Raw genomic sequence first — 23,620 nt, 5'->3', positions numbered from 1 at the left:
ACCGGCTTACAGTATGGCCGCCACCGAGGGCGTGGGGCGTCTCGTCTCCTGCGCCGAACGCGGTGCGGGGGACTGCTCAGCCCGCCTGCCGGTAGCGCTTGAGGTACTCGCCGGTCACCGAGCTCTCCGCGGTCAGGAGCTTCTCGGGCGGGCCGGTGAAGACGATCTCGCCACCGTTCCTGCCGCCACCGGGCCCGAGGTCGATGACCCAGTCCGCCTGTTCGATCACCGCCAGGTCGTGCTCGATCACCACCACCGTGTTGCCAGCGTCGACCATGCCGTTGAGCAGGCCCAGCAACAGGTCGATGTCGGTCAGGTGCAGACCGGTGGTCGGCTCGTCGAGGATGTAGACGTTGCCGCCGCCGCCCGAAAGCCGGTCCGCCAGCTTGATCCGCTGACGTTCACCGCCGGACAGCGTGCTCAGCGCCTGACCCAGCCCGAGATATCCGAGCCCGGTCTCGATCAGCGCGTTCACCTTCGCCAGCACCGGGGCCTCGGTGAAGTACTCCGCCGCCTGTTCCGCGGACAGGTCCAGCACGTCGGCGATCGACTTGCCCCGCAGCTTGTGCGCGAGCACCTCGCCGGAGAACCGGCGCCCGTCGCAGCTCTCGCAGCGCTTCGTGATCGGGTCCATATAGGACACTTCGGTGATCAGCACGCCGCGGCCCTGGCATTCCTCGCAGGCGCCCTGGGAGTTGAAGCTGAACAACGCCGCGTTCGCGCCGCTCGCCTTCGCGAAGAGCTTGCGCACCGGGTCCATCAGGCCGAGGTACGTCGCCGGAGTCGAGCGGGACGACGCCGCGATCGGCGTCTGGTCCACGAAGATCGCGTCCGGATGCGCCTCGCGGAAGACACCGGAGATCAACGAGCTCTTGCCCGAACCCGCGACACCGGTGACGGCGGTGAGCACGCCGGCCGGGATGTCGACCGACACGTTCTTCAGGTTGTGCAGCGAGGCTCGCTTGATCGAAAGCTTTCCCTTGGCCTGACGCGGATCCTCCTTGACGGCACCCGAGCGTGCCAGCCCGGCCCCGGTCAACGTCTTGCCGGCGCGCAGCTGCCGGTACGTCCCTTGGAAGACGACCTCGCCGCCGTGCACGCCCGCACGCGGCCCGATCTCGACGACATGGTCGGCGATCTCGATGACGTCCGGGTCGTGTTCGACCACGAGGATCGTGTTTCCCTTGTCCCGCAACGCCCGCAGCAGCTCGTTGAGCCGTCCGACGTCGCGGGGGTGCAGGCCGACGCTGGGCTCGTCGAAGAAGTAGGTCAGCCCGGTCAGGTCGCTGCCCAGGTGCTTGACCAGCTTGAGCCGCTGTCCCTCACCGCCGGACAGCGAAGTCGTCGCCCGGTCCAGTGAAAGGTAGCCGAGGCCGATCGCTTCGATGCGTTCGAGCGCGGCCAGCACGCCCTGCGCCATCGCGGCGGTCTGCTCGTCCTTGACGGACTTGATCAGCTCGATCAGATCGGTGATCTGCAGTTCGCACCACTGCGCGATGTTCTTGCCCGCCAGTTCGGTCGCCAGCGCGGCTTCGCTCAGCCGTCCGCCGCGGCAGGCCGGGCATGGTCCCTCGGTGATGAACTTCTCCGCCTGGGCGCGGGTCTTCTCGCTCATCGATCCGGTGTCGCGTTTCAGGTGGCGGCGGGTGAAATTCGCGACCAGGCCTTCGAACGTCAGCGTTTGCGTCTTGCCGTTCTTGAAGGTGAGCTGGACCTTGCCCTCCTTGCCGTGCAGAAGGGTGTCCATCTCCTTCGCGGTGTACTTGCCGAGCTTCTTGGCCGGGTCGATGGCGTCGTGGTTGGCGTAGAACTGCCAGCCGGGGCTGCCGACCGGGTAGCCCGGCACCAGGATCGCGCCCTCGTCGAGCGATTTCGTCCTGTCGAGCATCAGCTCGGGGTCCGGGCGCAGCGCGCGGCCGATGCCCTCGCAGTCGGGGCACATCCCGTTGGGGTCGTTGAACGAGTACAGCGATGGATTGCCCGCGCTGGGCTTTCCCTGCCGGGAGAACAACACTCGCAGCAGCGGATGGATGTCGGCGACCGTGCCGACCGTCGAGCGCGCGTTCCCGCCGAGCGGGCGCTGGTCGACGACGACCGGGGTGGTCAGGTTCTCGATGCCGTCCACGTGCGGGCGTTCGTGCTTGGGCAACTGGTTGCGGATGAACCAGGGGAAGGTGGCGTTCAGCTGGCGCTGCGCCTCGACGGCGATCGTGTCGAACACCACGGAGGACTTCCCGGAACCCGAAACCCCGACGAAAACCGTGATCTGGTTCTTCGGGAGCTCGAGCGAGACGTCCTTCAGGTTGTTCTCGTGAGCGCCGGTGACGCGGATTCCCTCACCCGCCCCGTCCAGGGACATGAACAATCCGGCGGCGATTTCGCGCATGATTCACCTTCCCACCGCCGCGCGCGACGCTCCAAAGGATCGAGCACTTCGGAAGAGGTTCAGCGGACAGGCAGGGCGGAACCCGGGCCCTGAGGAGGGAAGGCCCGGGTTCCGATGTGGAGGGTTCAGGCGGCCGTGCCCGGCTTCGGCAGCTGCTGCTTGGCGGGCGTGTTCTGATAGGACGCCAGCTGCCAGGCGCCGTCCCGTTTGACGACCGTCCACGACGCACGGATCGACTGGGAGTCCGCGACCTCGGTCTCGCCGGGGCCGAGCACCCCGCCCTGGGTGATCAGGACACCGGAGTCCGGGGTGAAGAACCGGATCTCCAGCGGGCGGCCGGTGACCTGGGTGCCCTTGTAGTTGCCCGCGAACGATTCCACGAGGAACGCCCGGATGTCGTCGCGGCCCTTCCTGAACACACCGGGGAGGATCATCGTGCCGTCCTCGGTGAAGACACCGGCGAAGGCGTCGGCGTCGTGGTACGCCCACGCGGCGATCACCTTCTGGGTCAGCGCCGCGATCGCCGCCTGGTCGGCGGCCGTGCCGGTTTCGGTCGTGGTCATCGGAGGATCCTCCTAGATGTAGAGGGTGTTGGGCTCGAGCCCGCAGAGCACGCGGCCGTACAGCTCGGTGTTGGTGTTGGGGTGCATCAGCGCGTGGAGGTTGACCGCGGCGACGTCGCGGGCGATGCGCTGGATCGGGATGCCGTGGTAGATCGACGAGCCACCGGAGGCGGCCGCGAGGATGTCGATGCCTTCCTTGGCCCGGCGGACCACGGCGCCGAGGTCGGCCCGCGCGATCGCGCGTTCTTCGAGTTTCCACGGGCTGCCGTCCGCGGTCTTCGTGTCGACCAAAGTGGACAGACGGTGCGCGTGGAACCCGGCCTCGTCGATCTTCAGCGCCGCTTCGGCCACCTGGTGGTGCGTGATCGGGGCCTCGCGCTGGGATTCGTAGGCAGTGTAAGTGATCTTGCGGTCCGGCAGGCGCTTGAGGAAGGTTTCCTGCGCGCCCCGCGCCATCCCGACCAGCGTGCCCACCGACGACGCCGAGGCGACCGGCAGCAGCGGCGCCCGGTAGATCGAGGCCGAAGCCCCGCCCTGGCCTTCCAGTACCGCCGGCAGCGGGAGCACGCGCTCCGCCGGGATGAAGACGTCCTGTGCCACCGTGGACACGCTGCCGGTGCCGCGCAGACCCGAGGTGTCCCAGTCGTCCACGACCAGCAGATCCGAGATCGGCACCAGCGCCATGATCGGGTACGGCTCGCCCTCCGGCGGCACGAGGATCGCGATGATCTCCTGCCACTGCGCGTGCAGGGCCCCGCTGATGAAGCCCCATTTGCCGTTCACCACGACCCCGCCGTCGACCGGCGCGGCCATCGCGGACGGGCTCAGCGTGCCGCAGACGCGCACGTCCGAGGTGGCGAACACCTCGTCCTGCACCGCCTCCGGGAACTGGCAGGCCATCCAGGTCGGGATCCAGTACACCGAGGCCACCCAGGAGGTCGAGCCGTCGGCCCGGCCGATCTCGGTGGCGACGTCGACCAGGGTGCGGGTGTCGGCCTCGTAGCCGCCGTAACGCTTGGGGCGGCGCAGCTTGAAGACGCCGGCCTCGGCCAGTGCTTCGATGGATTCCTCGTGCACCCGCCGGTTCTGTTCCTGCCAGGCCGAGTGCTTCTTCAGTGCGGGTGCCAGTTCGGCCACGCGGCGAACCAGTTCCTCCCGCGTCGGAACATCGGTGCTCGACACCTTGACCTCCTAGATCGTCGACTGGTCCAGCTTCGCAGCGGACGGACGCCGAGACGTCTTCCCGCTTGCCGGTGCGTCAAGCTGCCGCACGTTCGGAGGTGCGGCCGAGGAAATCCACCACGTTCTGGCCGTCGCGGCGGGCGAACCAGGTCGCCATCGGCGCCGCCATCGCGGTCGAGACCAGCGCCATGATCACCAGCATGGTGAACAGCGTCGGGGAGAGCACGCCGAGATCGAGCCCGATGTTGAGCACCACCAGTTCGGTCAGGCCGCGGCAGTTCATCAGCGCGCCCACTTGCAGCGACCGATTCCAGTTCTCGCCGACCGCCCGCGCGGCCAGTGCCGAGCCGCCGAACTTGCCCGCGACGGCCACGAGCAGGATCGCGCCGCACCAGAGCCACGCGCCGCCGCCGGAAAGCAGGCCGAGGTCGGTGCGCAATCCGCTGTAGGCGAAGAACAACGGCAGCATCAACGCCGTCGTCAGCCCACCGGCCTTGTCGTGCAGCCAGGTCGCCACCGGGTTGTCGCGGGGGAACACCACCCCGAACACGAACGCGCCGAACATCGCGTGCACGCCGATCCACTCGGTCGCCATGGCGCATATCAGCACCCCGACCACCGAGAGCGGCGCGACCCGGTGCAGCCGTGCCGCCGGAGCGCCGGCCACGAACTTCCGCAGCAGGGGCCGCACCACCAGGCCGAGCAGTGCCACGAAGGCCGCGGTGAGTACGACCGTCAGCACCACTCCGAACAGCGAGGAAGCCGTGGTCAGCGCGATCACGAGTGCCAGCAGGCTCCACGCGGTCACGTCGTCGACCACCGCGCAGGTCAGCGCCACCACGCCGATCTCGCTGCGGAAGAGCCCGATCTCGTGCAGGATCCGCACCAGCACCGGCAACGCCGTGATGCTCATCGACACCCCGAAGAACAGCGCGAACGGCAGGAATCCGCCGCCCGCCCCGAACCGGGTGTAGGCGACCATGGCGAGCCCGACGCCGAGCAGGAACGGCAGCGCGATGCTGACGTGACTGACGACCAGCGCGAGCCGTCCGCGGCCGCGCAACAGCCTGGTGTCCAGTTCCAGCCCGGCGAGGAACACGAAGAAGATCACGCCGAGCTGCGCCACGACGTTCAGTTGCGGCACCGCCGCCTTCGGGATCAGCACGGCCGCGCCCGAAGGCCACAACGCACCGAGCACGGACGGGCCGAGCAGGATGCCCGCGGTGACCTCGCCGATCACCGCGGGCTGCCCGATCCGCTGGGCCAGCCACCCGACCATCTTGCAGGCGCCGACCACCACGGTGATCGCCAGCAGTAGCTGGGCCAGCGAGGGTCCGGTCGCCTCCTTCGCGGCGGCCACACCGGCACCGCCTTCGCCCTGCCCCAGCAGGATGATCGCGGCCACCACGGGAACCACGACCAGTCCTATGTAGACGAACAATGCCCGGCGACCGGGTCGGGGTTCGCTCTCCACCATGTCCCTTCCGCTCAACGTTCGGTGACGTTCGCGACCAACCGTCGAGGGTGATCGGATCGTGCCGACAGCCGGAATTGCTTGACCGAAGCTAACAATCCCGAATGGAGATCCAGTCAAGAACCGGTTGTCTCGTAACGCTTTTCGGAACAGCAGTCGAAGAGACGCTCCCAGTGCCTCCCGCGCCGCCGGACGACCACGGAGCGCCACAGGCCATGCGTCGATCGGACGCACGCTTAGTCCACCCGATGCTGTGCCGGCCTCGTGGCCCGGCGGCGCGGTGACGACTCGGACACGGAGGCGTGACAGGTCGTCACGTCGGATTGGTCGGCGTTCGCCGCTCTGGTTTTCACGGTCGTGTGGCGAGATTCTGGATATCGCGCGCCGATCGGCGCGCGAAAACACGCCGGAAAGGGAGAAGCCCGTGACCGAGGTACCCGTCGGAACGCCCACGTCCCAGAACGAAGCGATTCTCGGCACCGATCGCGACTGCCCGACGTTCCTGACCAACTACACCGGGAAAACGATCACGGTGAACGAAATAAGACATATGTTCAAAGGGAAGCCGACCAGTACGAAGACCGACTTCTCCCTGGACAACCACGAGCGGGTCCCGGTGTTCACCTCGTACTACGAGACCGGGGCCGGCACGTCGTTCGACTACTGGTACATCGACTTCACCGACGGCGAAGACACCTACACGGTGCCGAGCAACTTCTACTGCTCCCTCACCAAGTTCGACGAAGGCATGAACGTCGAACTGAGCTTCGACCTGGAGCTCTTCTACGTGAACCCGCCGCAGTCCAGTAGTTGCCGTAAGACGCTCGACAAGTCGTGACGTCCGGGCACTGCCCGACCTACCTGGCGAATCACACCGATCGCGAAGTCGTGGTCGACGTCGTGCGACATTCCTGTTCCGGCAGGCACGTGGCGGAGCGAACGGGCTTCGTGCTGCGCGCGGGCGAGCGGGTCCACGTTTTCGGCGCCCGATTCGACGACGACACCGAACCTGGCCGCGACCATTGGTACGTCGAGTTCACCTGCGAGGGCAGAGCATATCGGCCGCGCGACAATTTCCATTGCGACTTGTCCGTCGAGGACGACGGAACAGCTGTCGAACTCGCATTCACCTGGGATCGGTTCAGTGCGAGTCACGTGAGCGTCAGCTGCGATACGAAAATTCGCGAGCGACGCTGATGAGTCGACGACCAAGGGAAAATCATGAAGAACCTTTTCACGTCCACTTCGCGCGCCGCCGGGACACTGGCGGTCATCGTGCTGGTCGCGGCCGGGATCGCGCCCGCGGCCGAAGCGTCCGTGTTCTCGACTTCGCCCGGTACGATCGCCGCCGGACCGGACGAAGTCGAGAACAGACCGTCGCCGGTCTCGGCGAGAGGCCCCGGGGACGCGGTGATCACCTGCACACCCAAGGTGCATCACCCGCACCATTCCACCCACCGGCCCGGCAGGGTCAACGTCGTCGTCGAAGTCCGCTGTACGGCGCAGGTGGCGAGGATCAGGATCTGGGCACGGCTGTACCGCGACCGGACCAGGGTGTCCGTTTCCGACGAGCGGAACGTGCACAACACCTGGGGGGCGCAGAACAACGCGGCCACGGACTGCAGGGACGGTAAATACAAGGGCTGGATGCGCTACATCGTCGACTTCCCGGTCCGCTTCAGGCCGGATTCCGGCGAGAGCAGCGGCATGGGCAGGTTGGTGCGGATCGTCTGCCCGTGATCACCGGGAGCCGCCTGCGGCCGGACTCGGTAGAAATATCGAGTCCGCTTCAGGAAGCTGGGTGATCTGACGGTGAACGACTTGAGCCCTGCTCATCGGGCTGTCGAGATGTGCGACCTTCCGCTGCTTCGTGAACTCCTCGATGGCAGCGCCGACATCAACGAAGAACATGGCGGGCTCACATTGCTGCACCATGCCATCGACGTCGAGATCGACGGTCACGTGCAGACGGGTGAGCCGCTGCGTGTGGACGTCACGGCTTACTTGCTGGCGCGAGGAGCGGACCCGAAACGTCGTTCTGATGGCGGTTGTGGCGTCAGCGCTGAGCACATGGCCTTCGTAAGCCGCCATTGGCTGGCGTCGGCTCTCTTCGAGGCATGGGCGTCCAGGCCCTGATGATGCCTTGACTATGACGTGCGGCCATCCGGCTGACTCCCTGTCTGGTGGCGACTATCGGTCACGCGCTCTCATGTCGATGTCGATCGGTGGACGATGGCTCGGTGCGAACGGCGCTCTTGGTGGACTACGCGGTATCGCAGGTGTGTGACGTCGCGGCCTTCGAGCCGCCGGACGGGCTCCAGTTCGATGTTGCCGAGTTCGGTCGCCTCGAACAGCCGCCGTCCGTCGCCGAGCAACACGGGGACGAGGTGCAGTTCGAGTTCGTCGAGCTGGCCTGCCGCCAGCAGAGCCCGCGCCGCACCCGCGCCGTGGACCAGCACGGCTCGATCTCCCGCCGCTTCCCGGGCCTCGTCGGCACACGCGTTGACATCGGTGTAGAACTTCGCGCTGCCCGGTGGCTTGTCGGCCGGGTCGATGGTGTGGGTGAGCACATGGATCGGCACGCCGTCGTGGTGATCGCCGTTCCAGCGGCCGGCCAGCTCGAACGTGCGGCGTCCGGATATCACGGCGCCGGTCGAACCGGCCTCGGCGTACACCTGCCCGTTGATCCCCTCGGACATCCGGTCGTCGAGCCAGTTGAACAGCCGCCCTCCGCCGCGGCCGAGTTCCTGGCCCGGCCGGTCGTCCGGCCCGGTGATGTACCCGTCGACCGACATGGACATGTACAGCCGCAGCGGTGTCCTAGGCATCCTGAATACCCTTCTCTGGTCAGTCGGCGGGGCTGTCGGTGTGACATGCGATCCACTGGCACGTTCGATCCGTCGACCGTCCGCCGCTCTCACCCGTACGTCGATCGCGCGGCGCCGGGTTCGACAACAGGTCCGAGATTTCCTCCCCACAGATGGCCGGCTCTCCGGCCGCATGAAGCACGGCGACCTGCCCAGGGCTATGGCCCGATCATCGGGGTGGACTGCGCCACGTCGACATCCGCTCATGCCGCCTAGCGTGCGTTCGTGGGGCAGACCCGATAGGGCCGGGGGAGCGGTTGTGCAGCCTTCCGCCGCCTGCCTCGGCACAGGTTCCCGCCGTCGGTCATGGTGCCGACCTGTGGGTTGCTGGCCCCGTGCAGCGAATGACGAGACACAGGATTGAGGCTCGACTACGCTGGCCACTCGGCCGGTTACGCTCGTGTAGTAGTCGCGGGCGTCGCGGTCAAGCCGTGGGGGCGGCTGTAAGGGGTATGTCGGGCGACGGGGAGGCGAGCCGGCGTGTCGTTGAATGTGGCCAAGCTGCGGCAGCAGGCTGGTGATCTTGATGCTGAGCTGGAGCAGGCCCGGTTTACCGGGCGATCGGCTGACGGTATCGCCTCGGCGGTGGTGACCGGCCGAGGCGAACTGGTGGATCTGACGATCGCGGATCATGTGATCCGGAGTACGCATCCACAGCGGCTGGGGCCCGCGGTGCTGGAGGCGGTGTCGGCGGCCCGGCGGGCGGCCGCCGAGGTCGGTGTCGCCAAGGTCCGCGCGGTGGTGGACAAGGACCAGGAGTGGATGCCCGAACCCGCCCCTAATCCTGTGGCACCTCAGAGGAACAACGTCACGGCGTCATCTGCTCCCCGTGCCGCGGCGGCGGCCGAGCCACGTGGAGCGCGTCCCGATACCGGGGAGGTCGAGGAGGAGAGTTTCGATCAGCTCGACTTCCTGGACGCTGATCTCGAAGACGAGGGGCGGGACCGCTGGTGAGCTACCAGGACGAGCTGTATCACCTGGCGCGAGAAATCGACGCGACGGTGGCCGCGGTCGAGCAGGCCGCGATGAGCGCGGCGCGGGATCGCGTCACGTGGACGTTGCCCGGGGAGCTGGGGTCGGTGACGGTGACCGGGGCTGGTGAGCTGGTCGATGTGTCGGTGGACGTGGCCGCGATGAAGGACTACAGCGCGCCGAGTCTGTCGCGTCAGTTGCTGCTGGGGATCCAGCGGGCGGAGGAGACCGCGGCCCAGCGGTACGAGACGGCCATCGCTGTGGTTCGGGATGAGGAGCGGCTGGTATGAGCTTTCCGGATCCGTTCGACCCCGGTCCCGGTCAGGGCTATCACGTCTACCCCGAGAAGTTGCGGGCCGCGGCCGACGCGATCGCGGAGGCGGCGGGACTGCTGCAGAACTTCGCGATCGTGGACTTGGCAGACGTCGCGCTCGGCCCCCATGACTTGGGTTTGCCGGGGACGGCGACGAACCTGATGCCCGGGCTCAACGGCCTGGGGACGGTGGACCGGTACAACGCGGCCATCGACACGATTCAACGGATCACGGCCGAGAATTCGGCCCAGCTCGCCGTGCTGAGCGCGGCGTTGGGCAAGGCCGCGAACCACTATGAACAGCTGGATCAGGAAGCGTACGACCGGATGAAGAAGCTGGAGGGTGAGATCAAGTGACCACCTCCGACCCGGGCCAGGCCGCCGCGGAACTCGCCACCATGACCTATCCGGAGGCCGCGGACGCGAAGATCCGGGAGTACGCGGACCTGATCGGCGCGCACGGGATCATCGGGCTGCTCGACAAGCTCCGCGTGTTCGTCGCTGGCAACCTGGAAAAGGCGTTGAGGCTGGCTGAGGCGTTCGCCAAGCAGAGCAAGCTGAAGGACGCGGCCGATATCGTCAATGACACGAAGCTGTCATTGACGGCCGCGTGGCATGGGGACGCGTTCGACCAGTACTCCATGTATTCAGGGATGGCCGTCGACAGCCTGACCAAGGGGCAGGCCTCCGTCACGAGCCTGACCAAAACGGTGAGCACGGTCGCGATCACGGTGATCGACACGTACAAGAACCTGTTGCTCGCGCTCGGGAACTGTGCGGCGAACCTCGCGCAGCTGAGCGGGAAGTTCGCGATCGTTCTCGGGTCGTTGGTCGTCCCGCCACTGGCGGTGTTGTCGGCCAAGGACTTCGTGGACGCGATCAACTCGGCGTTCGAGAAGTTCTGGCGTGACTGCAACACCCTCCTCGCCGGCATGATCACCAACATCGGAGCGCTGGTCGGGAGCGGTCTCGAGCTGACGGCCATCGAGACTACGTTCCCCAAGATCCCGGATGTCGGCACGAGTGCCGAGGTGGTCGGGGAACCCCGTCGCTGGCGGATCAAACCGGGGGCCGATCCTTCGTGACACGTCGTCTCGCCCGAGGGCTCGCCCTGCTGATGGCCGGTGGCCTGGCGGTGTTGGCCGGCTGCGGAACGAGCCCGCCGCCTCCGCCGCCGGAACCGTCGGTGTCGGTCCCGCCTATCCCCGCACAACTGAACGGCAACAAGTTCATTGCCGATCCGTGCTCGGCGATCACTGTGGAGCAGCTGCGGAGCATCGGTTTCGGCGAGGGCAAGCACGAACAGACCCGGCAAGGCCAATGCCTGATCGTGCTCGGCCGCTCGGTCGACGTGACCACATCCTGGTTCCCGCCGCTGCGGGAGAGCATCAGCACCTTGTACAGCGACCGCGCCCGAGGCCGCGATACCGGCAACCACTGGGAAGAGCTGACGATCAACGGCTACCCCGCGGTGATCGTGGACGTCGAGGAGAACATCTCGACAAAGCGAGACGAAGGGCCTCTGGCGTGCAGGCTCGTTCTCGGCGTCGATGACAACACATTGGTACACATCAAGACCAACACACGGGGAAAGCCGGAAGCGGGTCCCTGGCAGAACGATCCTTGTGGTGCGGTCACGAAGATCGCCGAGTTCGTCATCGACAACCTTCGCGGCTAGACGCGACGGCCCGGCCCTGATCCAGGAAACGAAGTCGGCTGGGGCGTGACGCTAGACGGCGAAGCCGCTCGTAGCCTCCGCGTCGTGACGGAGTGATGTCTGTGCGCTGGAGGGCCAGGCCTGGAGCAGCCATCGCTCGTGTCGATAGTCGAGATCCGGGAAGTCGGCGTTCGTGGTGGGGGCGCTGCTGCGGAACGCGCGTAGCTGGAAAGGGCCGGGGACGGGAAGGTCGATGACGACATCCGCTGGCGAGCCGGTGACGGAGCCGAGGACGACGCGACCCGTGTCCACGGTGAAAGCCCCGTCGAACCGATCTTCGAACGGTGACGTGGGCGGCGCGGGATCTGCTGTCCAGAGTTCGAAGTCCACCACGACATCCGTCATCTCACCCAAGGTGAAGAACCTGCCTCCTCCATGGCCGCTGACAGCGATAGCCCCGTCCCCTGCCGGGGCAAGGTTTGCCGGCCGGGCCTCGGTGGACTCGACGTCGAACAGCATGAACTGGTGGTAGCCGATCCAGGGGCTTCCGGTCTCGCGGAGCAGGAGAGCGGCGTCGGTCATCGTGGCCCTTGCTGCGCGTGGGTGAAGGTGAGGATATCCACCATCATCCACGCGCAGCAAAGCTACTTCTAGGCCATGGTCTCTTGTTTGCGTTCCCGCGCGGAAGGTGGATGTGCTGGTCTGGATCGGTCAGGTCCAGAGCCGACGTCGCTGCTGGGCCTGAGCGATCTCAGGCCGCTGCGTCTGGCCCATCACAGTCGGAAGCGAGCTGTCTCATTGCCATTCAACTGGGTTCTTCCGCGTAGCCACCCGGTGTGGTGGTCCACCGCTGAAGCAGCGCTTCGGGGACGTGCTATTCCCCCGAAGCGCTGCAGACAGCGATCTGGTTGTCGGTGGTGAGCAGCCAGTCATCGGCCCCGTCGAAAGCCGGGAAAGTCGGCGGGTCGATGTTTTCGTCTTCGATGAGGAAGTGCCCTTCGACGATCCTGACCCGGATGGTGGCCTGAGCGATCGGCTGGCTCATGGGGCTCAATCTATGATTTCGCCATGCCTGACTCGTCGATCGAATCGCGGGGACTGCCGAACGACTTCGAGAGGCAATACGCAATCGGGGGAAGCTGGCTAAAGGCGCGAGACCAGCTCTTTGGAGAGTCCATGTCACGAATCATGGTTTGATCGATGTGGGTGAACAGCCGAAAGTGCTGTTCACCAGTGTGCCCTCGGCAGGATTCGAACCTGCGACACCTGCCTCCGGAGGGCAGTGCTCTATCCCCTGAGCTACGAGGGCGTTGCCGCCTGAGCGACGTTGGAAGCTTAGCGCATGTCCCCGCGGGCTCTCGCGAGTGGTGGTCGTTAACCGGCGCGGCGCTCGACGAGGCGGCCCTGGATGGCTCTGACCAGGTCTTTCAGCTGGTTCAGGCGCAAGAGTGAGCCGTTGGGCAGCCGAAATGCGTAGCGTTGGTGGTACCGACGAACTGGGAGGACCTGGTGATCGAACCGTTCGAGGTGAGGATCCCCGAATCCGACATCGAAGACCTGCGCATCCGGCTACGCGCGACGCGCTGGCCCGAGCCTGCCACTGTCGACGATTGGGAACAGGGGGTCCCGCTGGAGTTCGCGCGGGAGTTGTGCCGGTATTGGGCGGAGGACTACGACTTCGGATTGGCCGCCCGGGTCAACGCTTTCCCGGGCTTCAAGACCACTGTGGACGGTCTCGGCATCCACTTCCTGCACGTTCGCTCGCCGGAGCCGGACGCGACACCGCTCGTGCTCACGCACGGCTGGCCGGGTTCGGTCGTGGAGTTCCTCGACGTGCTCGGTCCGCTGACCGATCCCGCCGCGCACGGGGGCGATCCCGTGGACGCGTTCCACGTCGTGGCGCCGTCGTTGCCGGGGTTCGGCTGGAGTGACAAACCATCGTCGACCGGGTGGAACGTCGAGCGCATCGCCCGGGCTTGGGACGAGCTGATGGGGCGGCTCGGTTACGAGCGGTACGCCGCGCAGGGCGGCGACTGGGGTGCCGGCGTGACGAACATGCTCGCCAAGGAGGCCCCGGAGCGGCTGATCGGCGTCCACGTGAACATGGCGGGCGTCGCGTACGACGAGTCCGTTCTCGGCGAGCCGACGGCGGAGGAGAAGGCGGCGATCGGCGACCTCGCGCGGTTCCGCGCCGTCGGGTCCGCGTACGCGCAGCAGCAGGCCACGCGTCCGCAGACGGTGGGCTACGGGCTCACCGACTCGCCGGCGGCGCAGGCCGCGTGGATCGCCGAGAAGTTCTGGGAGTGGACCGACAACGACGGCTCGCCCGAGACGGCGTTGTCCTGGCGGCAGATGCTCGACGCGATCTCCGTCTACTGGTTCACCGCGACGGCGGCCTCGTCGGCGCGGATCTACTGGGAGAACAAGGAGCGCGACGTCAGCGCCGTTGAAGTTCCTTCGGGTATCTCCATCTTCCCTCGCGAGATCATCCGGCCGTCCCGGCGTTGGGCGGAGCTGCGCTACACCGATCTTCGCTGGTACGAGGTGTTGGCCGAGGGCGGCCACTTCGCCGCGTTCGAGCAGCCCGAGGCCTTCGTCGGCCAGTTGCGGGGGTTCTTCCGGTCGCTTCGGTAGCGGTGCGTGGCGGTTTCAGGTTTCGGGAAGGCCCTCCTGGGGGATGGCTTCCTTGTGTGGCTTAAGACATGGTGAACTTAGGCTCACCTGTATTGCACATATGCGCATGTGACAATATATTCGGCCTGTCGACTTCACGAGAGGCGGAGCAATGGGTCACGGGCACGGGCATGGGACGGCCGCGCCGTCGAGCGCGTCAGGCCGCTACCTCAAGAGCCTGACGATCGCGCTGGTCATCGGTGCCGGCTTCATGGTCATGGAGTTCATCGTCGGGTTCGCCACCGGCTCGCTCGCGCTCATCTCCGACGCCGCGCACATGTTCACCGATGTCCTCGGCGTCGGCATGGCGCTGGCGGCCATCCTGCTCGCCCGGCGCAGCGGCCCGACGCTCACCAGGACCTTCGGCTTCTACCGCGCCGAAGTGCTCGCGGCGCTGGGCAACGCCATCCTGCTGTTCGGCGTCGCGGGCTACGTCCTGGTCGAGGCCATCGGCCGGATCAGCGACCCGCCCGCCGTGCCCGGCCTGCCCGTCCTGCTGGCCGCGGCCGCGGGCCTTGTCGCCAACATCGTTTCCTTCATGATCCTGCGCAAGGGCGCGGAAGAGAGCATCAACGTCCGTGGCGCGTACCTCGAAGTCCTCGCCGACCTGATCGGCTCCGTCGGTGTCCTGCTGAGCGGCGCGATCACGCTGCTGACCGGCTGGCGCTACGCCGACCCGATCATCGGTGTCGCGATCGGCCTGTTCGTCCTGCCCCGCACCTACGCCCTCGCCCGGCGCGCGCTGCGGATCCTGTTCCAGCACGCGCCCAAGGGTGTCGACGTCGCCGGGATCCAGGCCGAACTCGGCGAGCTGAAGGGCGTCGAGGACGTCCACGACCTGCACGTCTGGACGCTGACTTCGGGTATGGAGGTCGCTTCGGCGCACCTCACCATCGCGCCGACCGTCGAGCAGGCCGAGGTGCTCACCGAGGCGCAGAACCTCCTGGCGAACCGCTACTCGATCGAGCACGCGACCTTGCAGATAGAAGTGCCCCAGTGCGCGCAACGCTGCCGGGAACTCTCCTGGTAACCACGCATTTCGTCCTCTGAATGCGGTAGTCGGCAAAGCGAACTACCGCATTCAGAGGACGAAATGCGTCAGGCGGGGAGGGGAGCGGCGCCGCGCTCCTGGAGCAGGCCCTTCATCAGGGTCATCTCCGCACCCTGCGAAACGAGCATGCTCTGCGTCAGCGACTTCACGTCGGCGATAGACGTGTGGTCGTAGCCGTACTGCGCCATCTCCGTCCCGCCCATGTGGTGCCGGAGCATCAGCTGCAGGAAGAAGACGTCCATCTCCTTGCCGGTCAGCGACCGCAGTTTGGCGAGTTCGGCCGACGTCGCCATCCCCGGCATCGGGGCGCCGTTCGACGGCTTCATGTCGGCGCCACCGTGCCCGCCGTGGCCGGCCATCGGCTCGGTCATCCAGGTCATGTAGGCGCCGGTCGTCTGCTCGGGCTGGCCCCACAGACCGAGCCAGCCCTTCATCCGGCCGACCTGGCCGGTCTGCGTGCGCTCGATGTCGAACGCGAGGGTCTTGATCGCCGGATCGGTCGTGTGGTCCCGCGCCCAGCCCGCCATGGTGACGGCCTGGAGGTGGTGCACCGACATGTCCTGTGCGAAGCCGACCTCGACCGAGCCCGTGCCCGGGGTCTTCTGCTCCGGCTCGGAGTCGATCAGCCTGGTCGTCAGCGCGCCGAGGCCGAAGCCGAGGATCAGCATGACGACCAGGGCGGCCCCGATCACCAGCCATCGGCTCTTGGCCGACCGTGAGACGTCTTCCTGGAGATCGGGGTCCACTTGGCTCACTTACTTGTTCGCGGGCGCCGAGGGCTGGGTCGCGGGCGCGGACGGCTGACCGGCGCCGGGCTGGTCCGGCTGGGTGCCCGCGCTGCCCTTGTAGTCCATCGGCTTCGCGTCCGGCCCCGGCGGGGTCGGGTCGAAGTCGCCCGGCTCGATCTGCGCGTCGCAGGTGGCGTCACGCTCGGGGTACGCGCCGTACGGGTTGGTGCGCAGGGCGGCGATGAACTGGTCGATCCGCTCGTCGGAGGCGGAGTCCAGCTTCAGCTGGTGGCCCCAGGACTGCACGGAGATCGGCTTGTCCAGGTTCGGGTACGGCGACATCACGGTGTACGGCTTGCCCTCGACGCGGACGCGCAGCAGCTCCAGCGCGTCGCCGGAGATCTGCGCCGGGTTGTAGGCGATCCAGACCGCGCCGTGCTCGAGACCGTGGACCATGTTCTCGTTGCGGACGGCCTTCTCGTAGACGACGCCGTTGCACGCGGCCCAGGCCTGGTCGTGCGGGCCACCGAAGGGCGGGGTCTTGTCGTAGGCGACGCGCTCGGCGGCGCTGACGTGCACGGAGCCCTCGTAGGTGGCCGTGGTCACGCCCGCGATCCGCTTCGACGGGTCCGGGTCCTGCTGAGAGGGGGCGAAGGCGGCCGCGGCCTCTTCGCGGGTCTTCTGCTCGCGCTTGGGCGCCGAAGCGACCATGTAATAGGTGACCACCGAGGCAGCCAGGACGACGATCGCGACGACGGCGATGATCGTGCCCCAGGGCGTGCCCTTCTTGGACACGACGGAACTACGGGCGGCCTTCATCGCGTTCTTCGACGACGCGCCCTTTTTTCTGGTTGTCCCGTTAGCCATGGCTCCTGCGTTCTCCGAAGGGGGTGGTCCCTGCGCGGGCCAGTGTAGAGACCGCGCGTCTGATCACCGTGAACAGTTCGAAGATCACCGGCTTGGCTCACACCTTCCGGCGGTCGCTGCGAAGCCCGGACCAGGTCACACCTAGAATTCCGCGAGTGACTCCCGCAGCTCTCGCCGACCTGGTCCGTAACTCCGCCGTGCAGGTTCTCACCGCGCGCGGCCTCGACGATTCCGTGCTGCCGGAGAAGGTGACGATCGAGCGTCCCCGCAATCCTGAGCACGGTGATTACGCGACCAACCTGGCGCTGCAGGTGGCCAAGAAGGCGGGCATGAAGCCCCGCGACTTCGCCGACGCCCTGGCCGAGGCGCTCTCGGCCACCGACGGCATCGACTCGGCCGAGGTCGCCGGGCCGGGCTTCCTCAACCTGCGGCTCGCCGCCGACGCGCAGGGCCAGATCGTCCAGCAGGTGCTCGACGCCGGGGAGAGGTACGGCCTCGGCGACGCGCTGGCGGGCGTCAAGATCAACCTCGAGTTCGTTTCGGCGAACCCGACCGGTCCGATCCACCTCGGCGGCACCCGCTGGGCAGCGGTCGGCGACGCGCTGGGCCGCGTGCTGTCCGCGCAGGGCGGCCTGGTCACCCGGGAGTACTACTTCAACGACCACGGCGCGCAGATCGACCGCTTCGTCCGCTCGCTGATCGCCGCCGCCAAGGGCGAGCCCGCCCCCGAGGACGGCTACGCGGGCGGCTACATCAACGACATCGCCGCCGAGGTCATCCGCCAGGAGCCGAGCGCGCTGTCGCTGCCCGACGACGAGCGGGCCGAGACCTTCCGCCGGGTCGGCATTGAGCTGATGTTCACCGAGATCAAGCAGAGCCTGCACGATTTCGGCACCGATTTCGACGTCTACTTCCACGAGAACTCGCTGCACGAGTCCGGCGCCGTGGCGACCTCGGTCCAGCAGCTGAAGGACTCCGGGAACCTGTACTTCGAAGACGGCGCCTGGTGGCTCAAGTCCAAGGAGCACGGCGACGACAAGGACCGCGTCGTCATCAAGAAGGACGGCAACCCGGCCTACATCGCCGGTGACCTCGCCTACTTCCAGGACAAGCGCAAGCGCGGTTTCGACCTGTGCATCTACATGCTCGGCGCGGACCACCACGGCTACATCGCCCGGCTCAAGGCCGCGGCGGCCGCCTTCGGTGACGACCCGGCCGTCGTCGAGGTGCTGATCGGCCAGATGGTCAACCTGGTCTCCGAGGGCAAGCCGGTCCGGATGAGCAAGCGTGCCGGCACCGTGATCACCATGGAGGACCTCGTCGGTACCGTCGGCGTGGACGCCGCCCGCTACGAGCTGATCCGCTACTCCGTCGATTCCACTTTGGACATCGACCTGGACCTGCTTCGCAAGCACTCCAACGACAACCCGGTCTACTACGTCCAGTATGCCCACGCGCGGCTGGCCTCGTTGCAGCGCAACGCTTCCGACCTCGGACTGAAATCCGATGGCGAAGTCGACTTCGGCCTGCTTACGCTGCCCGCCGAGGGCGATCTGATCCGCACGATCGGCGAATTCCCGACCGTCCTCCGCCGGGCCGCACAGCTGCGCGAACCGCATCGCGTCGCCCGGTACCTCGAAGAGCTCGCCGGCGCGTACCACAAGTTCTACACGGTCGGCCGTGTTCTTCCCCAGGGCGACGAGGAGGCCACCCCCCTCACGTTCGCCCGGCTCGCGCTGTGCCAGGCCGCCCGCCAGGTGCTGGCGAACGGCCTCAACGTGCTCGGTGTCTCTGCTCCGGAACGGATGTAACCCAGAATGGCTCACCCCGCGGGCCCCCGCCACGCCGACGTCTACCCTCACGCCGACGCCTCCGGTTTCCCGCCGTCGAGTCCGGAAGAACTCGACAGGCTGTACCCGAAAGTCTGGCCCCGCAACACTTTCCGGGGCGGTGACGGCGTCGTCCGCATCGCGGGTGTCGACGTCCGCGAACTCGCCGAGAAATACGGCACGCCGCTGTTCGTCGTCGACGAGGCCGACTTCAAGTCCCGGTGCGCCGACTACGCCGAGGCGTTCGACGACCCGGCGCTCGTGCACTACGCGTCCAAGGCGTTCCTGTCCATCGAGATCGCCCGCTGGGTGGCCGAGCAGGGGCTGAGCCTGGACGTCTGCAGCGGCGGCGAACTCGCCGTGGCGCAGCGCGCGAACTTCCCGGCCGAGCGGATCACCTTCCACGGCAACAACAAGGCGCTCTCCGAACTGGAAGCCGCGGTCGAAGCCGGCGTCGGCACGGTCGTGGTCGACTCCTACTACGAGATCGCGCGGCTGGCCGACGTCGCCGCCCGGCACGACATCGTGCAGAACGTCCTCATCCGGGTCACGGTCGGCGTCGAGGCGCATACGCACGAATTCATCGCGACCGCCCACGAGGACCAGAAGTTCGGTTTCTCGCTGGCCTCCGGTGACGCGGCCGAGGCCGTGCGCCGGGTGCTCAACGCGCCGTCGCTCAAGCTGATCGGCCTGCACAGCCACATCGGTTCGCAGATCTTCGACGCCGACGGTTTCGAGGTCGCGGCCCGCCGCGTGGTCGGCCTGCTGGCCGAACTCGGCAAGGAACACGGCCCCGAACTGCTCGACCAGCTCTCGATCGTCGACCTCGGCGGTGGTTTCGGTATCGCCTACACCGACAAGGACAACCCGCCGCCGCCCGCGCAGATGATCACGCAGATCCGCGAGATCGTCCGCAAGGAATGCGAGTACGCGGGCCTTCCGGTGCCGAAGATCGCCGGCGAGCCCGGCCGCGCCATCGCCGGTCCCGGCACGATCACGCTGTACGAGGTCGGCACCATCAAGGACGTCTCGCTCGGCGACAAGGCCGCCCGGCGTTACGTCAGCGTCGACGGCGGGATGAGCGACAACATCCGCACCGCCCTCTACGACGCGGTGTACGACTGCCGTCTCGTATCCCGGTCGGCCGACGACGACGGGGACGGCCAGGTGGGTGCCGCGCTGTCCCGGGTCGTGGGAAAACACTGTGAGTCCGGCGACATCGTCGTCCGTGACTGCTGGCTCCCCGACACCCTTGCTCCCGGCGACCTGCTCGCCGTGGCGGCCACCGGGGCGTACTGCTACTCGATGGCCAGCGGGTACAACCGGCAGCCACGGCCCGCGGTGGTGGCCGTGCGCAACGGCAGCGCCCGCGTGCTGCTGCGGCGGGAGACGACGGACGACATGCTGCGCCTGGAGGTCTAGCAAGTGTCTACTGTGGACGGACGCGTGATCAGGGTCGCCCTGCTGGGCTGCGGGACGGTCGGCGGCGAGGTGGTCCGGCTGCTCACCGAGCAGGCCGGGGAGCTCGCCGCCAGGGCGGGCGCCAGGGTGGAGCTGGCGGGTATCGCGGTGCGGCGCCCCGACAAGCACCCCGAGCTGCCGCCGGAGCTGGTGACCTCCGACGTGACGAAGCTCGTGACCTCCCCGGACGTCGACGTCGTCGTCGAACTGGTCGGTGGCATCGAGCCGGTGCGGCAGTGGCTGCTCGACGCGCTCAAGGCCGGGAAATCCGTTGTCACGGCGAACAAAGCGCTTCTGGCCGAGCATTCCGCGGAGCTGTTCGAGGCCGCCGACGCGGCAGGCGTCGACCTCTATTTCGAGGCCGCCGTGGCCGGGGCGATCCCGCTGCTGCGCCCGCTGCGCGAATCGATGGCCGGTGACCGCATCACCCGCGTGATGGGCATCGTCAACGGCACCACCAACTACATCCTGTCCGCGATGGACTCCACCGGCGCCGGCTACGCGGAAACGCTGGAAGAGGCCAGCAGGCTCGGATACGCCGAGGCGGACCCGACGGCCGACGTCGACGGCTACGACGCGGCGTCCAAGGCCGCGATCCTCGCCTCGCTCGCGTTCCACACCCGCGTGACCGCGTCCGACGTGCACCGCGAGGGCATCGCCGACGTCACCGCGTCGGATCTCGCCGCGGCGAACGTGCTGGGCCGCACGGTGAAACTGCTCGCCATCTGCGAGCGCGTCACCGCCGACGACGGCACCGAATCCGTTTCGGCGCGCGTCCATCCGGTGATGATCCCGCGCGGTCACCAGCTCGCCGGGGTCGGCGGCGCGTACAACGCCGTCTACGTCGAGGCCGACGCCGCCGGTGAGCTCATGTTCTACGGTCAGGGCGCCGGTGGCGCGCCGACCGCGAGTGCCGTGCTCGGCGACCTCGTCGCGGTGGCTCGAAACCGGGTCGTCGGCGGCCGTGGCCCGCGCGAATCCGCGCACGCCGCGCTCCCGGTCAGGCCGATGGGCCAGACGCCGACGCGGTACCACGTCAGTCTCGACGTGGCCGATCGAGCGGGCGTCCTCGCCCAGGTGGCCCAGGCGTTCGCCGGGCACGGTGTCAGCATCGCCGCCGTGCGCCAGCGCGACGCGAACGACACGGCCAGCCTGGTCGTGGTCACCCACCTGGCGCCGGACGCGGCATTGCGGTCCACTGTGGACGACATTGCCAAACTCGATGTGGTGAACCAGGTCGTCAGTGTGATGCGTGTGGAAGGCGAAGACCAGTGATTCCCCAACCATGGCCAGGAATCATCCAGGCTTATCCCGACCGGATCCCGGTCCCGTCCGGCGCGAAGGTGATCACGCTCGGCGAAGGCAACACCCCGCTGCTGCCCGCGCCGCACCTCTCGGAACTGACCGGTTGCGAGGTCCACCTCAAGGTCGAAGGCGCGAACCCGACCGGGTCGTTCAAGGACCGCGGGATGACCGTGGCCATCACGCACGCGCTCGCCAGCGGGCTCAAGGCGGTCATCTGCGCCTCCACCGGCAACACGTCGGCCTCGGCCGCGGCGTACGCGGCCCGCGCCGGGCTCACCTGCGCGGTGCTCGTCCCGCAGGGCAAGATCGCGATGGGCAAACTCGCCCAGGCCGTCCTGCACGGCGCGCGGATCCTGCAGGTGGACGGCAACTTCGACGACTGCCTCGAACTGGCGCAGAAGACCGCGATCGACTACCCGGTGACCTTGGTCAACTCGGTCAACCCGGTGCGTATCGCCGGCCAGAAATCGGCCGCGTTCGAGATCTGCGACGTGCTCGGCCGGGCACCGGACATCCACTGCCTGCCGGTCGGCAACGCGGGCAACATCACCGCCTACTGGGCCGGATATTCCGAGTACGCGGGCGACGGTGTGGTGAAGAACACCCCGCGCATGTTCGGTTTCCAGGCGGCGGGTGCCGCGCCGCTCGTGCACGGCGAGCCGGTGGCCGACCCCGACACCATCGCGACCGCGATCCGCATCGGCAGCCCCGCGTCTTGGGACGGCGCGATGAAGGCGAAGAACGCGTCCGCGGGCCTGTTCGAGGCGATCACCGACGAGAAGATCCTCGAGGCGTACCGGCTGCTGGCCCGCAAGGAAGGCGTGTTCGTCGAGCCCGCCTCGGCGACCAGCGTCGCGGGCCTGCTCGCCACGGCCGCCGACGGCCGCCTGCCCAAGGGCTCGACCGTTGTGTGCACCGTCACGGGACACGGTCTGAAGGATCCGGCCACGGCGCTGGAGGGCAACGTCGAGGTCGAGCCGCTCGCCGTCGACCCGACCGCCGTCGCCGCCGCGCTGGACCTGCGATGACCCTGCTCAAGATCAAGGTTCCGGCGTCTTCGGCGAACCTCGGCCCGGGGTTCGACGCGCTCGGCCTGGCGCTCGCGCTGTACGACCGCGTCGAACTCCAGATCACCGACGCCGGGCTCAAGATCGAGGTGACCGACGTCGGCGCGGGCGGCGTGGACGACGTCCCGACCGACGAATCGCACCTGGTCGTGCGGGCCTTCCGGCGCGGTTGCGAGCACCTCGGTCTCCGGCCGCCCGGCGTGCACCTGCGCTGTTTCAACGCCATCCCGCACGCCCGCGGCCTCGGCTCGTCCGCGTCCGCCGTGGTGACCGGGGTCGCGGCGGCGTACGCGCTGGCTGAGAAGCCCCTGGACGACGACGCCCTGCAGCTGGCGGCCGAGTTCGAGGGGCACGCCGACAACGCCGCGGCGAGCCTGCTGGGCGGCTTCGTGGTGGCGTGGAACGAGGGCGAGCGGTTCCGCGCCGAACGGCTCCAGCCGCATCACGACATCCGGCCCGTGGTCGCCGTCCCGGCGCTGCGGTCCTCGACCGACGCCACCCGCGGGCTGCTTCCGGACCGGGTCCCGCACGCCGACGCGGCGTTCACGGCCGGTCGCGCGGCGCTCGCGGTGCACGCGCTGACCGCGCGCCCCGACCTGTTGCTCTCCGCGACCGAAGATCGGCTCCATCAGCATTACCGGGCGTCCGCGTACCCGGCGAGCAGCGAATTGGTGCGCGCGCTGCGGGCCGAAGGGGTGGCCGCGGCCATCTCCGGGGCCGGTCCGACGGTGCTCGCCTTGACGACCGAGGGAATACTCCCGGCGGGCGTCGACGTTACGTCTTTCGACGTCACCGAGCTGCCGATCGATCCGGGCGGCGTTCAGGTTGCGGCTCAGTAAAGCCTCGGTCACATGCCGGAGCCCCGCCCCGCCACGCGGGGGGTGGTTGTTGCACCGGACCGTGGCGCGGTCTACCCTCGGGGGCGTTCGATCACCGTGCGTTTCCGCACCCGGTGCCGGTCCAGGTGACCAGTGTCATCCTTGGCCCGCATCCTTCGTTGATCCGCCAGTTCCGTACACCGCCTGGCAAGCGGGGAGTAGCGGATGGACGCAGGCGGGTTCCCGGTTCCGGCGGTGCCGAATTCCGCTTCCTCCGTTTGGAGGACGCAAATCCCTGTGCTGGAGGCCTTCTAGCTGTGTTCAACACGGCCGAGGAGCTGATCGCCCGTATCGGGGGCCAATTACGCCGTTTCGCAATCGGACGCGAGCGGCGGTCCGCTGATCCA

General features: G+C 67.8%; 25 protein-coding genes and 1 tRNA gene. 16 read left to right on the top strand and 10 right to left on the bottom strand.

What is annotated here, in order from left to right; all coding sequences use genetic code 11:
* Positions 1-76: 76 nt before the first annotated feature.
* The 4 genes from AMK34_RS35805 to AMK34_RS35790 all read right to left on the bottom strand — a co-directional run bounded on the left by AMK34_RS35805 (position 77) and on the right by AMK34_RS35790 (position 5,608).
* Complete coding sequence (locus AMK34_RS35805) at positions 77-2,386, bottom strand: ATP-binding cassette domain-containing protein (RefSeq protein WP_241832939.1); 2,310 nt, start codon at positions 2,384-2,386, stop codon at positions 77-79.
* A 125-nt stretch (positions 2,387-2,511) separates the two neighbouring features.
* Positions 2,512-2,949, bottom strand: coding sequence for an SgcJ/EcaC family oxidoreductase (locus AMK34_RS35800; protein ID WP_038508868.1), 438 nt, complete (start codon positions 2,947-2,949; stop codon positions 2,512-2,514).
* A gap of 12 nt (positions 2,950-2,961) precedes the next feature.
* Positions 2,962-4,131 carry an acyl-CoA dehydrogenase family protein gene (locus AMK34_RS35795; RefSeq protein ID WP_073848297.1) on the bottom strand — a complete coding sequence of 390 codons (1,170 nt, stop codon included), beginning with the start codon at positions 4,129-4,131 and terminating at the stop codon, positions 2,962-2,964.
* A gap of 76 nt (positions 4,132-4,207) precedes the next feature.
* A complete protein-coding gene (locus tag AMK34_RS35790) occupies positions 4,208-5,608 on the bottom strand; it encodes a cation:proton antiporter domain-containing protein (protein ID WP_073848296.1) in 1,401 nt (466 codons plus the stop codon).
* 421 nt (positions 5,609-6,029) lie between these two features.
* On the opposite strand from AMK34_RS35790, the gene AMK34_RS35785 reads away from it, so the two are divergent.
* The 4 genes from AMK34_RS35785 to AMK34_RS35770 all read left to right on the top strand — a co-directional run bounded on the left by AMK34_RS35785 (position 6,030) and on the right by AMK34_RS35770 (position 7,741).
* Positions 6,030-6,443, top strand: coding sequence for a hypothetical protein (locus AMK34_RS35785; RefSeq protein WP_073848295.1), 414 nt, complete (start codon positions 6,030-6,032; stop codon positions 6,441-6,443).
* Positions 6,444-6,493: 50 nt separating this feature from the next.
* Positions 6,494-6,802 carry a hypothetical protein gene (locus AMK34_RS35780; RefSeq protein ID WP_038508875.1) on the top strand — a complete coding sequence of 103 codons (309 nt, stop codon included), beginning with the start codon at positions 6,494-6,496 and terminating at the stop codon, positions 6,800-6,802.
* A 24-nt stretch (positions 6,803-6,826) separates the two neighbouring features.
* Positions 6,827-7,345, top strand: coding sequence for a hypothetical protein (locus AMK34_RS35775; RefSeq protein ID WP_073848293.1), 519 nt, complete (start codon positions 6,827-6,829; stop codon positions 7,343-7,345).
* 72 nt (positions 7,346-7,417) lie between these two features.
* Positions 7,418-7,741 (top strand): ankyrin repeat domain-containing protein, encoded by a 324-nt coding sequence (locus AMK34_RS35770; protein ID WP_073848292.1) that lies wholly within the window; start codon positions 7,418-7,420, stop codon positions 7,739-7,741.
* Positions 7,742-7,812: 71 nt separating this feature from the next.
* Here the strand turns inward: AMK34_RS35770 and AMK34_RS35765 are convergent, their stop codons facing one another.
* On the bottom strand, positions 7,813-8,433 hold the full coding sequence (locus tag AMK34_RS35765; protein ID WP_073848291.1) for a dihydrofolate reductase family protein: 621 nt from the start codon (positions 8,431-8,433) through the stop codon (positions 7,813-7,815).
* Between the two features lie 519 nt (positions 8,434-8,952).
* Here AMK34_RS35765 and AMK34_RS35760 point away from each other — a divergent pair.
* Genes AMK34_RS35760 through AMK34_RS35740 form a run of 5 tightly spaced genes read left to right on the top strand, consistent with a single transcriptional unit; the run spans position 8,953 to position 11,435 of the window.
* A complete protein-coding gene (locus tag AMK34_RS35760) occupies positions 8,953-9,426 on the top strand; it encodes a YbaB/EbfC family nucleoid-associated protein (RefSeq protein WP_241832938.1) in 474 nt (157 codons plus the stop codon).
* A complete protein-coding gene (locus tag AMK34_RS35755) occupies positions 9,423-9,734 on the top strand; it encodes a hypothetical protein (RefSeq protein ID WP_073848290.1) in 312 nt (103 codons plus the stop codon). The genes AMK34_RS35760 and AMK34_RS35755 overlap by 4 nt, the downstream gene beginning before the upstream one ends.
* Positions 9,731-10,114 (top strand): hypothetical protein, encoded by a 384-nt coding sequence (locus AMK34_RS35750; RefSeq protein ID WP_073848289.1) that lies wholly within the window; start codon positions 9,731-9,733, stop codon positions 10,112-10,114. The genes AMK34_RS35755 and AMK34_RS35750 overlap by 4 nt, the downstream gene beginning before the upstream one ends.
* On the top strand, positions 10,111-10,842 hold the full coding sequence (locus tag AMK34_RS35745; protein WP_073848288.1) for a hypothetical protein: 732 nt from the start codon (positions 10,111-10,113) through the stop codon (positions 10,840-10,842). The genes AMK34_RS35750 and AMK34_RS35745 overlap by 4 nt, the downstream gene beginning before the upstream one ends.
* Before the next feature lie 32 nt (positions 10,843-10,874).
* Positions 10,875-11,435 carry a DUF3558 domain-containing protein gene (locus tag AMK34_RS35740; protein WP_073848287.1) on the top strand — a complete coding sequence of 187 codons (561 nt, stop codon included), beginning with the start codon at positions 10,875-10,877 and terminating at the stop codon, positions 11,433-11,435.
* 51 nt (positions 11,436-11,486) lie between these two features.
* Here the strand turns inward: AMK34_RS35740 and AMK34_RS35735 are convergent, their stop codons facing one another.
* The 3 genes from AMK34_RS35735 to AMK34_RS35730 all read right to left on the bottom strand — a co-directional run bounded on the left by AMK34_RS35735 (position 11,487) and on the right by AMK34_RS35730 (position 12,723).
* Positions 11,487-11,996 (bottom strand): hypothetical protein, encoded by a 510-nt coding sequence (locus tag AMK34_RS35735; protein WP_073848286.1) that lies wholly within the window; start codon positions 11,994-11,996, stop codon positions 11,487-11,489.
* A 292-nt stretch (positions 11,997-12,288) separates the two neighbouring features.
* Positions 12,289-12,459, bottom strand: a complete 171-nt coding sequence (locus AMK34_RS43060) for a hypothetical protein (RefSeq protein WP_158073315.1) — start codon at positions 12,457-12,459, stop codon at positions 12,289-12,291.
* 191 nt (positions 12,460-12,650) lie between these two features.
* Positions 12,651-12,723, bottom strand: a tRNA-Arg gene (locus AMK34_RS35730).
* A gap of 197 nt (positions 12,724-12,920) precedes the next feature.
* Between AMK34_RS35730 and AMK34_RS35725 the strand changes: the two genes are divergently transcribed.
* Both AMK34_RS35725 and AMK34_RS35720 read left to right on the top strand, forming a co-directional pair.
* Positions 12,921-14,048 carry an epoxide hydrolase family protein gene (locus tag AMK34_RS35725; protein ID WP_198941822.1) on the top strand — a complete coding sequence of 376 codons (1,128 nt, stop codon included), beginning with the start codon at positions 12,921-12,923 and terminating at the stop codon, positions 14,046-14,048.
* 151 nt (positions 14,049-14,199) lie between these two features.
* Positions 14,200-15,117, top strand: coding sequence for a cation diffusion facilitator family transporter (locus AMK34_RS35720; RefSeq protein ID WP_073848285.1), 918 nt, complete (start codon positions 14,200-14,202; stop codon positions 15,115-15,117).
* 68 nt (positions 15,118-15,185) lie between these two features.
* On the opposite strand, the gene AMK34_RS35715 is transcribed toward AMK34_RS35720, so the two are convergent.
* On the bottom strand, positions 15,186-15,884 hold the full coding sequence (locus AMK34_RS35715; protein WP_038508891.1) for a DUF305 domain-containing protein: 699 nt from the start codon (positions 15,882-15,884) through the stop codon (positions 15,186-15,188).
* A 9-nt stretch (positions 15,885-15,893) separates the two neighbouring features.
* Positions 15,894-16,685, bottom strand: coding sequence for a DUF3105 domain-containing protein (locus AMK34_RS35710; protein WP_073848284.1), 792 nt, complete (start codon positions 16,683-16,685; stop codon positions 15,894-15,896).
* Positions 16,686-16,888: 203 nt separating this feature from the next.
* Here AMK34_RS35710 and argS point away from each other — a divergent pair, with 203 nt between their 5' ends.
* The 5 genes from argS to thrB are packed head-to-tail and all read left to right on the top strand — an operon-like array spanning position 16,889 to position 23,234.
* Complete coding sequence (gene argS, locus AMK34_RS35705) at positions 16,889-18,544, top strand: arginine--tRNA ligase (protein WP_073848283.1); 1,656 nt, start codon at positions 16,889-16,891, stop codon at positions 18,542-18,544.
* A 6-nt stretch (positions 18,545-18,550) separates the two neighbouring features.
* Positions 18,551-19,984: a diaminopimelate decarboxylase gene (gene lysA / locus AMK34_RS35700; RefSeq protein WP_038508897.1), complete on the top strand. Its 1,434-nt coding sequence runs from the start codon at positions 18,551-18,553 to the stop codon at positions 19,982-19,984.
* Between the two features lie 3 nt (positions 19,985-19,987).
* Positions 19,988-21,298, top strand: a complete 1,311-nt coding sequence (locus AMK34_RS35695) for a homoserine dehydrogenase (RefSeq protein WP_073848282.1) — start codon at positions 19,988-19,990, stop codon at positions 21,296-21,298.
* The gene (thrC, locus tag AMK34_RS35690; RefSeq protein WP_038508901.1) at positions 21,295-22,356 is read left to right on the top strand and encodes a threonine synthase; all 1,062 of its coding nucleotides are present in this window, start codon (positions 21,295-21,297) and stop codon (positions 22,354-22,356) included. The genes AMK34_RS35695 and thrC overlap by 4 nt, the downstream gene beginning before the upstream one ends.
* Positions 22,353-23,234 carry a homoserine kinase gene (gene thrB / locus AMK34_RS35685; protein WP_038508902.1) on the top strand — a complete coding sequence of 294 codons (882 nt, stop codon included), beginning with the start codon at positions 22,353-22,355 and terminating at the stop codon, positions 23,232-23,234. Before thrC ends, thrB begins: the two co-directional genes overlap by 4 nt.
* Positions 23,235-23,620 lie beyond the last annotated feature (386 nt).

This window comes from Amycolatopsis sp. CB00013 (assembly GCF_001905755.1).
Lineage (GTDB): Bacteria > Actinomycetota > Actinomycetes > Mycobacteriales > Pseudonocardiaceae > Amycolatopsis > Amycolatopsis japonica.
The sequence above is the reverse complement of the archived record's forward strand: the minus strand, read 5'-3'. Positions and strand labels throughout refer to the sequence as shown.

Bases quoted from the DNA above. Each gene is read 5' to 3' on its own strand.
- AMK34_RS35750 (WP_073848289.1), top strand. From the start codon at position 9,731: ATGAGCTTTCCGGATCCGTTCGACCCCGGTCCCGGTCAGGGCTATCAC.
- AMK34_RS35790 (WP_073848296.1), bottom strand. From the start codon at position 5,608: ATGGTGGAGAGCGAACCCCGACCCGGTCGCCGGGCATTGTTCGTCTAC.
- AMK34_RS35735 (WP_073848286.1), bottom strand. From the start codon at position 11,996: ATGACCGACGCCGCTCTCCTGCTCCGCGAGACCGGAAGCCCCTGGATC.
- AMK34_RS35805 (WP_241832939.1), bottom strand. From the start codon at position 2,386: ATGCGCGAAATCGCCGCCGGATTGTTCATGTCCCTGGACGGGGCGGGT.
- AMK34_RS35740 (WP_073848287.1), top strand. From the start codon at position 10,875: ATGGCCGGTGGCCTGGCGGTGTTGGCCGGCTGCGGAACGAGCCCGCCG.
- AMK34_RS35720 (WP_073848285.1), top strand. From the start codon at position 14,200: ATGGGTCACGGGCACGGGCATGGGACGGCCGCGCCGTCGAGCGCGTCA.
- thrB (WP_038508902.1), top strand. From the start codon at position 22,353: ATGACCCTGCTCAAGATCAAGGTTCCGGCGTCTTCGGCGAACCTCGGC.
- lysA (WP_038508897.1), top strand. From the start codon at position 18,551: ATGGCTCACCCCGCGGGCCCCCGCCACGCCGACGTCTACCCTCACGCC.
- AMK34_RS43060 (WP_158073315.1), bottom strand. From the start codon at position 12,459: ATGAGCCAGCCGATCGCTCAGGCCACCATCCGGGTCAGGATCGTCGAA.
- AMK34_RS35775 (WP_073848293.1), top strand. From the start codon at position 6,827: ATGAAGAACCTTTTCACGTCCACTTCGCGCGCCGCCGGGACACTGGCG.
- AMK34_RS35765 (WP_073848291.1), bottom strand. From the start codon at position 8,433: ATGCCTAGGACACCGCTGCGGCTGTACATGTCCATGTCGGTCGACGGG.
- AMK34_RS35710 (WP_073848284.1), bottom strand. From the start codon at position 16,685: ATGAAGGCCGCCCGTAGTTCCGTCGTGTCCAAGAAGGGCACGCCCTGG.
- AMK34_RS35800 (WP_038508868.1), bottom strand. From the start codon at position 2,949: ATGACCACGACCGAAACCGGCACGGCCGCCGACCAGGCGGCGATCGCG.